We start from the raw sequence: 12,777 nt of genomic DNA on the forward strand, positions 1-12,777 counted from the left end.
GGGCCGCGCGGCGGGCGACGAGCAGCGCCGCACCAGTCCGGTGCATGCGACCGTCTGGGGGAGGCGCTAGCCTGCCGAGCATCGGCGAGCCCGATTCCCAGCACGACGAGCCAGGAGGACCGATGCCCGGCGACGCGCCGCCGCCCGACGGGCCCCTGACGGTGCTCGACCTTGTCGCCGTGCGCCGCTGGGCCGTGCTGACGCGCTCGCTCTTCGCCGCCCGTCGTGCCGAGATCGACGCCCTGAACGTCTTCCCGGTCCCCGACGGCGACACCGGCACGAACCTCTACCTGACCTTCGACGGTGCGGTCGAGCGGACGCTGGCCGCTCAGGACGTGACGACCGCCGACGCCTTGCTCGCGGTCTTCGCCAAGCACCTGCTCTGGACGGCGCGGGGCAACTCCGGCGTCATCCTCAGCCAGCTCGCCCGCGGGCTGGCCGAGGGGTGCGCCGGGTCCGACGAGATCGGCGGACGAGTGCTCGCCGAGGGCCTGCGGCACGCCGAGTCGCGTGCGCGCCAGGCCGTGACCGACCCCAAGGAGGGCACCATCCTCTCGGTGGCCAGCGCCATGGCGGAGGCGGCGACCCGTGCGGCCTCGGGCGGTGCCGCCGCCTCGCGCGCCCCCGCCGCCTCGCGCGCCCCCGCCGCCTCGGGCGCCCCCGCCGCCTCGGGCGGCCTCGACGTCGACGTTCACACCGTCGCGCTCGCCGCCCTGCAGGCCTCGCGCGAGGCCCTCGAGCGCACACCCGAGCAGCTCGAGGTCCTGGCCCGGGCCGGGGTCGTCGACGCCGGCGGAGCAGGTCTCGTCGTCCTCCTCGAGTGCCTCGAGCGGGTGTGTGCCGGCCAGCGCGCCAGCTCCGGCTCGGACTCGACCGACCGCCGCGCCCGGCTGCGACCCGACACGGCGAGTGCCGCCCTCACGGCTGCTCGACCCACCGTCGACGGCGGCGACGGCATCCCCGAGTTCGAGGTCATGTACCTCCTGCGCGACTCCGACGACGACGCCATCGAGGCCTTGCGCCACCGCCTCGTCGAGCTCGGCGACTCCGTGCTCGTCGTCGGGGGTGACGGCGAGTGGAACGTCCACGCCCACGTCGACGACGCGGGTGCCGCGGTCGAGGCAGGCATCGAGGCCGGCCGCCCACACCGCGTGCGCATCACCCGGCTCGTCGAGGACCACCGACTCGACGACCGCCTCCACCACGCCCATGGGCAGGCCCCGGATGCACCCGCAGGGACGGCCATCGTCGCGTGCGCGGCCGGTGTGGGGCTCGAGGCTCTCTTCGAGGAGGCCGGCGCGGTCGTCGTGCGCTCGGGTCCTGGTCGTCGCGCCTCGACCGGGGGCCTCATCGACGCCATTCGCGAGCAGCACGCCAAGGGTGCCTCCGGCGTCGTCGTGCTGCCCAACGACGGTGACACGCTCCTCGCGGCCGCGGCGGCCGTCCGGGCTGCCGCCGACGACGGCATCGAGGCCCACGTCGTCCACGTGCGCACTGCCGTGCAGGGAATCGCGGCCCTCGCCGTCTTCGAGCCGACCGCGCCGTCGGCCTCCAACGTGCTCGCGATGCAGGCGGCCGCCTCAGCCACGCGCCACGGTGCCGTCACCGTCGCCAACCGCGCGGCGTTGACCAGCGGTGGGCCGTGTCGTCCCGGCGACGTCCTGGGCGTCGTCGACGGCGACGTCGTCATCGTCGGCTCCGACCAGCTCGACGTCGCACGTGAGGTCGTGCGTCGCCTCCTCGGCAGTGGCGGCGAGCTCGTCACCGTCGTCGCCGGGCTCGACGCGCCGGAGGGCCTGCTCGACGCCGTCAGCGACGAAGCGCGCGGCGCCCACCACGGGATCGAGGTCTCCCTCATCGACGGGGGGCAGGCGGTCTACTCCGTGCTGCTCGGGGTGGAGTGACGCCGTGCCAGCACTGACCGAGGACTCACCCCTGACCAAGCTGCTCAAGAAGCCCGATGCCGAACAGCTCGCCCGCACGAAGGGCATCCAGAGCGTCGGTGACCTCTTCGAGTTCGTGCCGCGCCGCTACGTCCGGCCCGGCCAGCTCACCGACCTGTCGTCGGTCCACGTCGGCGAGGACGTCCTCGTCGTCGCCGAGGTGAAGAGCGCGTCGTCGCGCGCCATGCGCAACCGGCGCGGCAAGATGCTCACCGTCGCCATCGGCGACGATCGAGGCAACGAGCTCGACGTGACGTTCTTCAACGCCTACGGCCACGAGAAGAAGCTCCTCCCGGGCGTGCGCGGCTTCTTCGTCGGCACGATCGGCGCCTACGGACGGCGCCTGCAGCTGACCCACCCCGAGTACGAGCTCTTCGAGGACGACGAGCAGGGCGAAGCCGCCGTCGAGTGGTACCGCACCCACCGGGTTCCGGTGTACTCCACGACCGGCAAGCTCAACTCGCTTCGACTGCGCAAGCTTGTGCACACGGCGCTCGACACCGTGGACCGCATCCGCGAACCCGTGCCCGACGACGTACGCGCAGCGCGCGGTCTCGTCGACCGTGCGGTCGCCCTGGAGCTGGTCCACCGACCCGCCGTCGACGACCTCCCCTCGCGCGGGCTCGAGCGCCTGAAGTACGACGAGGCGTTCGTCCTGCAGACGATCCTCGCCCAGCGCCGCAAGGCCGCAGAGTCCGAGCTCGCGACGCCCCGGCCCCCGCGGCCCGGTGGCCTGCTCGCCGCCTTCGACGCGCGGCTGCCGTTCGAGCTCACGGCAGGTCAGCTGGAGGTGGGTGAGGTGCTTGCGTCCGAGCTGGCCTCCGACCGCCCGATGCACCGGCTGCTGCAGGGCGAGGTCGGCTCGGGCAAGACCGTCGTCGCGCTGCGCGCCATGCTGGCCGCCATCGACGCGGGTGGTCAGGCGGCGCTCCTCGCACCGACCGAGGTCCTCGCCGCGCAGCACCACAGGTCGATCACGACGATGCTCGGCGACCTCGCCCAGGGCGGGATGCTCGGTGGCGCCGAGTTCGGCACGACCGTGGCCCTGCTCACCGGAAGCCAGAGCGCCGGTGCCCGCCGGCGCGCCCTGCTCGACGCGGCCTCCGGTGAAGCCGGCATCGTCGTCGGCACGCACGCGCTCATCCAGAAGCACGTGCAGTTCGCCGACCTGGCCCTCGTCGTCGTCGACGAGCAGCACCGCTTCGGCGTGGAGCAGCGAGACGCGTTGCGCGAGAAGGGTATCCGCCCGCCACACGTGTTGGTCATGACAGCCACGCCGATCCCGCGCACGGTCGCCATGACGGTCTTCGGCGACATGGAGACCTCGACGCTGCGCGAGCTGCCCAAGGGCCGTTCCGCGATCGCGACGCACGTCGTCGACGCGGACCGGCCCGGCTGGGTCGAGCGCACGTGGCAACGGGTGGCCGAGGAGGTCGCGAAGGGACACCAGGCGTACGTCGTGTGCCCGCGCATCGGTGACGTCGACGACGACGCGACCACGGGGGCCGCAAGCCTGCGCGACTCAGCCGACGACTCGTCCGACGAGGACGCGGGCTGGGACGACTGGGGCGGCGACGACGACGGCGACGCTGCGGAGCGTGAGCTGACCGGCGTCTACGCCATGCTCAGCACGCTGCGCGCCACGCCGGCCCTCGAGGGCCTCCGGATCGAGGTGCTCCACGGCCGGCTGGACGCGGACGCCAAGGACGCGACCATGCGGGCGTTCTCCGCGGGCGAGATCGACGTCCTCGTCGCGACGACCGTCATCGAGGTCGGCGTCGACGTGCCCAACGCGTCCGTCATGGTCGTCGTCGACGCCGACCGGTTCGGCATCTCCCAGCTGCACCAGCTGCGCGGCCGTGTCGGGCGCGGCTCGGTGCCGGGGCTCTGCCTGCTCATGACCCAGGAGGCGGGCGAGCGAGCCCTCGAGCGCCTCGACCAGGTCGCGGCCACCAACGACGGCTTCGAGCTCGCCCGGGCCGACCTCGTCCTGCGCCGTGAGGGAGACGTCCTCGGGGCTCGTCAGAGCGGGCGCGGCAACTCCGTGCGCCACCTGCGGCTCGGACGGGTCGAGGACGAGCAGATCATCGCCGACGCCCGCGAGGACGCGTTCGCGCTCGTCGCCGACGACCCGGACCTGCGCGGCCACCCGGCGCTCGCGGCTGCTGTCGCGACGCGCCTCGACGAGGACCAGGCCGCCTGGCTCGAGCGGGGCTGAGATGACGCGCATCATCAGCGGCAGTGCCGGCGGCAGGAAGCTCCAGACTCTCTCTGGCTCGTTGACGAGACCTACGTCCGACAGAGTCCGCGAGGCCCTCTTCAGCCGCCTCGAGCACCGCGGGCTGCTCGACGGCACGAAGGTGCTCGACCTGTATGCCGGCTCGGGCGCGCTCGGGCTCGAGGCAGCGAGCCGCGGCGCCGCTCTCGTGCTGCTCGTCGAGTCGCACAAGTCCGCCGCCAAGGTCATCCGCGCCAACATCGGCGTCGTGGGGCACCCGCACGTGCGGCTGCTCACCGACACCGTCGAGCGGGCGCTCGCGGCCGGACCCCCGGCCGGTGCCCGGATGGACCTCGTCCTGCTCGACCCGCCCTATGACGTCGCCGAGGAGGCCCTGGCCGCCGTGCTGGCATGTCTCGTCGAGAAGGAGTGGCTCGCCCCGGAGGCGTTCGTCGTCGTCGAGCGTTCCAGCCGTTCGCCCCAGCCGACCTGGCCCGACGGGCTCGAGCTGTCGGGGGAGAAGCGCTACGGGGAGACCACCATGTGGTTCGCCGAGCCGCGGCCCAGCGATGTCGTCGCCTGAGGCGGGCAACGACCCGCGCGGAGGCAGAGGCGTCGGCTGCGCGGTCCGATGCGCCCGGACGGTAGGTTGGGCGCGTGACGAGTGATGCGCGCCGGTGTGTGTGCCCCGGTTCCTACGACCCTGTCACCAACGGGCACGTCGACGTGGTGACCCGGGCGAGCCGGTTGTTCGACGAGGTCGTCGTCGCGATCCTGCACAACCCGGGCAAGCATGGGACCTTCACCGTCGAGGAGCGCACGGCGCTGATCGAGCAGTCGGTCGGCCACCTGCCCAACGTCCGCATCGGTTCATGGGGTGGCACTCTCGTCGTCGACGTGTGTCGTGAGGTGGGTGCGGCCTCGATGGTCAAGGGCCTGCGCGGTGGGACCGACTTCGCCTACGAGCTGCCGATGGCCCACATGAACCATCACCTGACGGGCGTCGAGACGCTCTTCATCGCAGCCGACCCGACGCTCCAGCACGTGTCGAGCTCGCTCGTCAAGGAGGTCGTGCGGTACGGCGGCGACGTCAGCGGCCTCGTCCCGGACCCCGTTCTGGCCGCGCTGCGCGAACGTCTGGGCTGATTTGGGCGCAGGGGTCCGCTCCGGTAACCTTGGAGGTCGGTCCACGTCCGTCTTGGCGCGGGCCGAACCATCTACTGTGCGCAGGAGTCATGGCCCGTCCCGATCCCCGTTCTCCACTGGTGCTCGACACCAGGGAGCTCAACCGGCGACCGGGCACGATGCAGGAGCTCCAGCGCACGGTGACGTTGCCCGACGACCTCGGCACCGACGTCATCTCGATCACGGCCGGGTCCCCGGTCGACGTCGAGGTGCGGCTCGAGTCCGTCGTGGAGGGCGTCCTCGTGACGGGTTCGGTCAGTGGCACGGCGACCGGCGCCTGCGTGCGGTGCCTGGATCCCGTCGAGCTCGTTGTCGACGGGAGCTTCCAGGAGCTGTTCGCCTACGCCGACCGGGCGGCGCACCACCACGAGGTGGGAGCCGACTCGGACGAGGACGAGGTGCACGAGCTGGTCGGTGACCTCATCGACCTCGAGCCTGTGCTCCGGGACGCTGTCGTGCCGGCTCTGCCGTTCAAACCAGTGTGTCGGCCGGACTGCCCGGGGTTGTGTTCCGAGTGTGGGATGCGCCTCGCGGAGGACCCGGACCACCAACATGAAGTGATCGACCCGAGGTGGTCGTCCCTCAGCGGACTGCTGGGGAACGACCCGCAAGAGAAGAGGAACTGACGTGGCTGTCCCGAAGCGGAAGATGTCGCGCTCCAACACCCGTTCGCGTCGCGCGAACTGGAAGGCAACGCCGACGACGCTCACCACGTGCCCCCAGTGCGGTGCGGCTGCCCAGCCGCACATCGCGTGCCCGTCGTGCGGCACGTACAAGGGCCGTCACTACGCCGTCGCCGAGCGCACCGAGCACCAGGCCTGATCACCCCGTGAGCAGCCCCGTGAGCGGCGTTGACGCTGGGGGTGTTCCCGCCGTGCCGCAGCGGCCCGTCGATGCTCTGATCGCCCACCTTCGTGAGGTGGTCGGCCAGGACATCGACGAGCCGCTGCTGCTGCGTGCCCTGACGCACCGCTCGTACGCCTACGAGAACGGCGGACTGCCCAACAACGAGCGCCTCGAGTTCCTCGGTGACTCGGTGCTGGGCCTCGTCGTGACCGAGACGCTGTACCGCGAGCACCCGGACCTCGCCGAGGGCCAGCTGGCCAAGCTGCGCGCGGCCGTCGTCAACATGCGGGCGCTCGCCGAGGTCGCGCGCACCTTCGAGCTCGGCGAGTTCGTCATGCTCGGCAAGGGCGAGGAGGCCACGGGCGGACGCGACAAGGCCTCGATCCTCGCCGACACGCTCGAGGCACTCATCGGCACCGTGTTCCTGTCCACCGACATCGACGATGCTGCCCGCTTCGTGCACCACCACTTCGACCCACTCATCGAGGAGGCGGCGACACTCGGCGCCGGCCTCGACTGGAAGACGAGTCTTCAGGAGATGGCGGCCGGTGCCGCGCTCGGGTCGCCCGAGTACCGCGTCGGGGAGCAGGGTCCCGACCACGAGAAGGAGTTCCACGCCCGCGTCGTCGTCGGCGAGGAGGTCCTCGGCGAGGGACGTGGCCGTTCGAAGAAGGAAGCCGAGCAGAAGGCCGCCAAGGAGGCGTGGCACACGCTCGACGGCCGCCGCACCGACGGCGCACCCACCGGTGCCTCGAACCCGGCGTCCAGCACCCTGTCCGACACGTCGTCGAAGACGGCGTCCAACGGGTCCGCCGGCGGCCGCGCGTCCCAGGTCTCGCCCGAGGCCTCGCGCCAGGCCTGAGCAGGCGTGCCGGAGCTTCCCGAGGTCGAGGTCGTCCGGCGTGGCCTCGAGAGCCACGTCGTGGGCCGGCACGTGAGCCGCGCCCGCATCACGGGTGTGCGCGTGGCCCGCCGTCACGACGCCGGACCCGACGACCTCGCCGCCCGCCTCCACGACGTCACCGTGACCGCCGCCTCCCGCCGCGGCAAGTACCTCTGGCTCGCCCTCGACGGCGAGGACGCCCTCATCGTCCACCTCGGGATGAGCGGGCAGATGCTCGTCGAGCCGGCCGAGGCGCCGCTCGAGAAACACTGTCACGCCCGGTTCGACTTCGCGGACGACGGGCCGCAGCTGCGGTTCGTCGACCAACGCACCTTCGGCGGACTCGCGCTCTCACCGCTGGGACCCGACGGCATTCCCGAGGCGGTCGCCCACATCGCGCCCGACCCGTTCGAGGCCGCCTACGACCAGGCTGCCGTCGTGCGTCGGATGAAGCGGCGCGACAGCGCCGTCAAGCGCGCCCTGCTCGACCAGTCACTCGTCTCGGGCATCGGCAACATCTACGCCGACGAGGCGTTGTGGCGCGCGAAGGTGCACGGCGAGCGGCTCTGCTCCACACTCACCAGGCCGACGCTGGCCCGCATCCTCGACCACGCCCGCGACGTCATGGCCGAGGCGCTCGGACACGGTGGGACGAGCTTCGACTCCCTCTACGTCAACGTCAACGGGGCGAGCGGCTACTTCGACCGGTCACTGCACGCATACGGCCGCGCGGGCACGCCGTGCGACCGATGCGGCACGACGATGCGCCGCGAGCAGTTCATGAACCGCTCGTCGTTCTCGTGTCCCGTCTGCCAGCCCCGACCGCGAAGCCACGGCCTGTCGACCGTCCGGTGACGGCGGACGGCCTGCGGACGGGCGGGCGAACGGCGGGCGCGGCCGTTGCGGCGGCTCAGTGATCGCCGCGGCGCCTCGGCGCCGGACGCGTCGGGTCGTCGAGCACGCGCCCGACGTCGTTCGGCACGATGATCGGCCGCAGGCGCGCCCACGTCATGAACGCAGCACCCACGACGAGCATGACGAGGCCTGCCCACAGGTTGGCGTTGACGCCACCCGTCTTCTCGTACGCCCTGTCGCCGAAGAGCCCCATGAGCGTGAGGACCACGCCGTAGATGCCGATGAGGGCGCCGATGAAGTTGCGGATGTCGAAGGCGCCCGCGGTGTGCCGGGTGAGCCTGGTGTCGTCGGGGTCGGGCGCGCTGAGCTCGGGGTCGGTCATGTCGGCGCTCCTCTCAGAAGGCCAGGTTGAGGATGATGACGAGGACGAGCGCGACTCCGGCGAGAGGGATGGTGCGCTGGTACCACGGCAGGCGCGACTCGAGCGGGTCGACGAGGTCCTCCTTGGGCGTCTCGGAGTAGACGAGGCCGCGCAGCTCGGACGCCGGCTTCGGCTGGGTCAGGAGCGACACGACGATGCTCAGCGCGATGTCGACGACGAAGGCCGCCGACGCCGCGAGGAAGGCGGCACCCTGGCCGCCGATGGGGATGACCCCGAGGCTGACGTCTCCGAAGGCGTCCTCGGTGAGGAAGGCCACGAGCACGGCCGAGAGCGTGCCGGCCGAGAGCCCGACCCAGCCGGCGGTCGCCGTCATGCGCTTCCAGAACATGCCGAGGATGAACGTCGCGAAGAGCGGCGCGTTGAAGAAGCCGAACAGCGTCTGGAGGTAGTCCATGACGTTGCTGAACGAGCTCGCGACGACGGCCGTGCCGATGGCGATGACCGTGGCCGCCACGGTGGCGAGCCGGCCGATGCGGAGGTAGTAGTCGTCGGCGTGGTTCTTGCGGATGTAGCGCTGCCAGAGGTCGTAGCTGAAGACCGTGTTGAACGCCGAGATGTTGGCGGCCATACCGGCCATGAACGCGGCGAGCAGGCCGGCGATGGCGACGCCGAGCAGGCCGTTTGGCAGCACGTCACGCATGAGCAGCAGCAGGGCGTCGTTGTACTTGACGCCCTCTCCGGACGCGCCGCCGGGCGGTGAACCGCCTCCCTTGAGCTCGGCGATCTCCTTGACGAGGACTGCGGCGACCATGCCGGGAAGGATGACGATGAACGGGACGAACATCTTGGGGAAGGCGCCGATGATCGGGGTCTTGCGCGCCGCCGAGATGGAGTTGGAGGCCATGGCGCGCTGGACCTCGACGAAGTTCGTCGTCCAGTAGCCGAAGGAGAGCACGAAGCCGAGGCCGAAGACGATGCCGACGACGGACCAGACCGGCGAATCGAAGCCCGACAGGGCCTGGCCGGGCCACGACTCGAGCTGCTGCCCGGCAGGCGGGACCGCAGCCGAGGCGGGGGCCGAGGCCGCGAACTCGGCGACCTTGTCCTTGAGCCCCTGGTAGCCGCCGACGCGGTGCAGACCGATGAGCGTGAGGGGCAGCAGCGCCGCGACGATTACGAAGAACTGGAGCACCTCGTTGTAGATCGCCGCGGAGAGGCCGCCGAGCGTGATGTACGACAGCACGATCGCGGCCGCGACGAGCAGGGCGACCCAGAGCGGCCAGCCGAGGAGGGCGTGCACGATCGAGCCGAGCAGGTAGAGGTTGACGCCGGCGATGAGCAGCTGGGCGAGCGCGAAGCTGAGGGCGTTGACGAGGTGGGCGCCGGTGCCGAAGCGCCGGAACATGAACTCGGGGACCGAGCGCACCTTCGAGCCGTAGTAGAACGGCATCATCACGACCCCGAGGAAGAGCATGGCGGGGATGGCGCCGACCCAGAAGTAGTGGACGGTCGAGATGCCGAGCTCGGCCCCGTTGGCCGACATGCCCATGATCTCGACGGCACCGAGGTTCGCCGAGATGAAGGCGAGCCCGGTGACCCAGGCCGGCAGCGACCGGCCCGAGAGGAAGAAGTCGATGGAGTCGGAGACAGCCCGCCTCGCCATGACCCCGATGCCGAGGACGAAGACGAAGTACAGCGCGATGATGAAGTAGTCGACGGCATTGGCGTCGATGAGGGTGTCCGCAGTCGGCAGACCCGCCAGTGCGTGCATGCGATCAGTCCCTTCGTTGGGGCATCGATCGATTCACGCTAGCGCAGGGTGCCGGGCGCGGCGCGTCAGGACGATGGTGCGGCGTGTGCCCCGGTGATGAGCCGTTTGAGAGGGACCGCGGCATCTGTGGCCGCGTCGGCATCGATCGTCATGCCCTTCTCGAGCGCGCGTTTCACGGCAACGTAGTCCGCGCTGCTGTCGACCGACTCGACGGCGAGGAGCACTCCTTCCCGGTAGCTGAGCACCGAGAAGCGTTCTGCTGCAACGTCGCCCCGGACGACGACGCGGTCAGCGCCAGCGGGCAACCCAGCCATCTGCAGACGGAGGTCGCCCTGGTCGCTCCAGAACCACGGCACCTGGTCGTATGCCGTCGGGTGACCGGCGAGGGTCGCCGCGGCCGCGCGCGCCTGGTCGGTCGCGTGCGGCACGCTCTCGAGGCGTGTGGGGCCGGGGACCCCACGGGTGAAGGGGTTCGGGCCGACCGTGCAGTCACCCGCCGCAACCGTCACACCGTCGGACGTGCGGGCCTGCGCGTCGACGACGATGCCTTGCGGCTCGACGAGGAGCCCGAGCCGCTCGGCGAGCTCCGTGCGTGGCAGGACCCCGATGCCGACGACGACGACGTCGGCAGAAAGCGTCGTGCCGTCGGCGAGCTCCACGCCCGACGCACGGGATCCGTCACCGTGGACACGGACTGCACTGGCGCTCAACAGGATCTGCGTGCCGCGACGTTCGTGCGCCTCGCGAACGAACTCGGACAGGGTCGGGGTCACCGCGCGGGCGAGGAGCCGGTCGGTCGCCTCGACGACGGTGACCTCGCTGCCGAGGGCTCGCGCCCCCGCGGCGATCTCGAGCCCGATGAAGCCACCACCGACCACGACGACCCGGCGCGCACGCAACAGCTCGGGGGCGAGCCGGTCGGCATCGGCGAGCGTGCGCACCGCGTGGACACCGTCGAGAGCGGCGCCGTCGACGGGCAGGAGCCGGTTCGTGGCACCCGTCGTCAGCGCGAGACGCTCGAACGTGATGACTCGTCCCGAGGCTGTGGTGGCGCGCCCTCCCGAGGCCCCGCGGTCGAGGTCGACGACCGCGTCACCCGTGACGAGCTCGACGCCGTGCTCGGCGAACCACCTCCTGTCCCGGAAGACGAGGGAGGCGCGGTCGTGCTCACCGCGCAGGTAGCTCTTCGACAGCGGTGGTCGCTCGTAGGGCGGCTCGGGCTCGTCGCCGACGAGCACCACGGGGGTGGGGTCCCCGAGCTCACGCAGCGCCGTGACGAGCGAGATGCCGGCCTGTCCGGCGCCGACGACGAGGATCCCGCTCCCCTGGGCTGCCATGGTCCCCACCCTAGGGTGGTCGCATGACGTGGTTGCCCGCGAACCCGGAGGCCGTGTTCACCTACGGCGCGCCGCAGCTGAAGTTCGGGCCGGGGTCCGCTGACGAGGTCGGGCACGATCTGCGGGTGCTCGGCGCGACACGGGTTCTCGTCGTGACCGACCCCGGCGTCCTCGCCACCGGCTGGCCCGACCGGGTGGCCGAGGGCATCCGGGCCGCCGGGCTCGAGGCCGTCGTGCACGACTCGGCGCACGTCGAGCCCACCGACGCCAGCCTCGTCGCCGCGCTGGACCGCGCCCGCGCCGACGGGCCGTTCGACGGGTTCGTGGCGGTCGGGGGTGGATCCGCCATCGACACGGCCAAGGCCGTCGACCTGCTGCTCACCGACGGTGGCGAGCTCATGGAGTACGTCAACGTGCCGGTCGGGGCCGGTCGGGCACCCGGCGGGCCCCTCGCACCGCTGGTGGCAGTGCCGACGACGACCGGGACGGGGGCCGAGAGCACGACCATCTGCGTCCTTGACGTGCTCTCTCTCAAGGTCAAGACGGGCATCAGCCATGCCCGGCTGCGTCCGGCGCTCGCCGTCGTCGACCCGCGCCTCACGGCGACCCAGCCCCCAGGCGTCACCGCCAGCGCCGGGATGGACATCCTGTACCATGCGCTAGAGAGCTGGACGGCGCGCCCGTACACGAGCTTCGAACGCAAGCAGCCGGGGGAGCGGGTGCCCTACTGCGGCAGCAACCCCATCTCGGACCTGTGGTCGGAGCGCGCGATGGCCTTGTTGGCAAAGGCCTTCCGGACAGCCGTGCGCATCGGCTCCGACGAGTCGGCCCGAGGTGACATGGCGCTCGCGGCGACGTTCGCGGGCCTCGGCTTCGGCAACGCCGGCGTCCATCTGCCGCACGCGATCGCCTATCCGGTCGCGGGACGCGTGCGGGACTTCCACCCCGAGGGCTACCCGAGCGACGAGCCGATGGTGCCGCACGGCATGGCCGTCGCCCTGACCGCGCCGGAGGCGTTCCGCTGGACGTTCGAGGCCGACCCGGACCGTTACCTCGCGGCCGCCCGGCTGCTCGAGCCCGGCCAGCCAGGCCAGGGCCCGCGCTGGTCTGGCGAGCCGCGCGACGTCCTGCCCGGGGTCCTCGTCGACCTCATGCGCGACATCGGCATGCCCAACGGGCTCGCGGCCGTCGGCTACGACGAGGGAGATGTCCACGACCTCGTCGAGGGCGCGCTCAAGCAGCAGCGCCTGCTCGCGACGAGCCCGCGCGCGGTGGGTGCCGACGACCTGGCGGGGATCGTCACGCGTTCGCTCCAGCTGTGGGAATAGCCACTCGACGCGGGGGCAGGGTGGCGGCA

12 protein-coding genes are annotated in these 12,777 nt (G+C 71.6%); 9 read left to right on the forward strand and 3 right to left on the reverse strand.

The genetic code is table 11. The features are described from left to right. Nucleotides 1-122 precede the first annotated feature (122 nt). From ACFQU3_RS16135 to mutM, 8 genes are all read left to right on the forward strand, one after another. Nucleotides 123-1,904: a DAK2 domain-containing protein gene (locus ACFQU3_RS16135; protein WP_385911549.1), complete on the forward strand. Its 1,782-nt coding sequence runs from the start codon at nt 123-125 to the stop codon at nt 1,902-1,904. Between the two features lie 4 nt (nt 1,905-1,908). Next, complete coding sequence (locus ACFQU3_RS16140; RefSeq protein ID WP_385911551.1) at nt 1,909-4,161, forward strand: ATP-dependent DNA helicase RecG; 2,253 nt, start codon at nt 1,909-1,911, stop codon at nt 4,159-4,161. Between the two features lies 1 nt (nt 4,162). After that, nucleotides 4,163-4,744, forward strand: a complete 582-nt coding sequence (gene rsmD, locus ACFQU3_RS16145; RefSeq protein ID WP_385911553.1) for a 16S rRNA (guanine(966)-N(2))-methyltransferase RsmD — start codon at nt 4,163-4,165, stop codon at nt 4,742-4,744. 74 nt (nt 4,745-4,818) lie between these two features. Next, nucleotides 4,819-5,307: a pantetheine-phosphate adenylyltransferase gene (coaD, locus tag ACFQU3_RS16150; RefSeq protein WP_385911555.1), complete on the forward strand. Its 489-nt coding sequence runs from the start codon at nt 4,819-4,821 to the stop codon at nt 5,305-5,307. An 89-nt stretch (nt 5,308-5,396) separates the two neighbouring features. Next, the gene (locus ACFQU3_RS16155; RefSeq protein WP_385911557.1) at nt 5,397-5,972 is read left to right on the forward strand and encodes a YceD family protein; all 576 of its coding nucleotides are present in this window, start codon (nt 5,397-5,399) and stop codon (nt 5,970-5,972) included. A gap of 1 nt (nt 5,973) precedes the next feature. After that, entirely contained in the window at nt 5,974-6,168 is a 195-nt protein-coding gene (gene rpmF / locus ACFQU3_RS16160) for a 50S ribosomal protein L32 (RefSeq protein WP_045191645.1), read from the forward strand. Between the two features lie 52 nt (nt 6,169-6,220). Continuing rightward, on the forward strand, nt 6,221-7,054 hold the full coding sequence (gene rnc / locus ACFQU3_RS16165; RefSeq protein ID WP_385911717.1) for a ribonuclease III: 834 nt from the start codon (nt 6,221-6,223) through the stop codon (nt 7,052-7,054). Nucleotides 7,055-7,060: 6 nt separating this feature from the next. Further along, nucleotides 7,061-7,930 (forward strand): bifunctional DNA-formamidopyrimidine glycosylase/DNA-(apurinic or apyrimidinic site) lyase, encoded by an 870-nt coding sequence (gene mutM / locus ACFQU3_RS16170; RefSeq protein ID WP_385911559.1) that lies wholly within the window; start codon nt 7,061-7,063, stop codon nt 7,928-7,930. 55 nt (nt 7,931-7,985) lie between these two features. Here mutM and ACFQU3_RS16175 read toward each other — a convergent pair whose 3' ends face one another. From ACFQU3_RS16175 to ACFQU3_RS16185, 3 genes are all read right to left on the reverse strand, one after another. Next, nucleotides 7,986-8,312 carry a hypothetical protein gene (locus ACFQU3_RS16175; protein ID WP_385911561.1) on the reverse strand — a complete coding sequence of 109 codons (327 nt, stop codon included), beginning with the start codon at nt 8,310-8,312 and terminating at the stop codon, nt 7,986-7,988. A 13-nt stretch (nt 8,313-8,325) separates the two neighbouring features. Further along, nucleotides 8,326-10,083: a sodium:solute symporter family protein gene (locus tag ACFQU3_RS16180; RefSeq protein ID WP_385911563.1), complete on the reverse strand. Its 1,758-nt coding sequence runs from the start codon at nt 10,081-10,083 to the stop codon at nt 8,326-8,328. A 65-nt stretch (nt 10,084-10,148) separates the two neighbouring features. Further along, nucleotides 10,149-11,420: an NAD(P)/FAD-dependent oxidoreductase gene (locus ACFQU3_RS16185; RefSeq protein ID WP_385911565.1), complete on the reverse strand. Its 1,272-nt coding sequence runs from the start codon at nt 11,418-11,420 to the stop codon at nt 10,149-10,151. Between the two features lie 23 nt (nt 11,421-11,443). On the opposite strand from ACFQU3_RS16185, the gene ACFQU3_RS16190 reads away from it, so the two are divergent. Then, nucleotides 11,444-12,748 carry a hydroxyacid-oxoacid transhydrogenase gene (locus ACFQU3_RS16190; protein WP_385911567.1) on the forward strand — a complete coding sequence of 435 codons (1,305 nt, stop codon included), beginning with the start codon at nt 11,444-11,446 and terminating at the stop codon, nt 12,746-12,748. Nucleotides 12,749-12,777: the final 29 nt, after the last annotated feature.

Source organism: Terrabacter sp. GCM10028922 (genome assembly GCF_042666095.1).
Classification (GTDB): domain Bacteria; phylum Actinomycetota; class Actinomycetes; order Actinomycetales; family Dermatophilaceae; genus Terrabacter.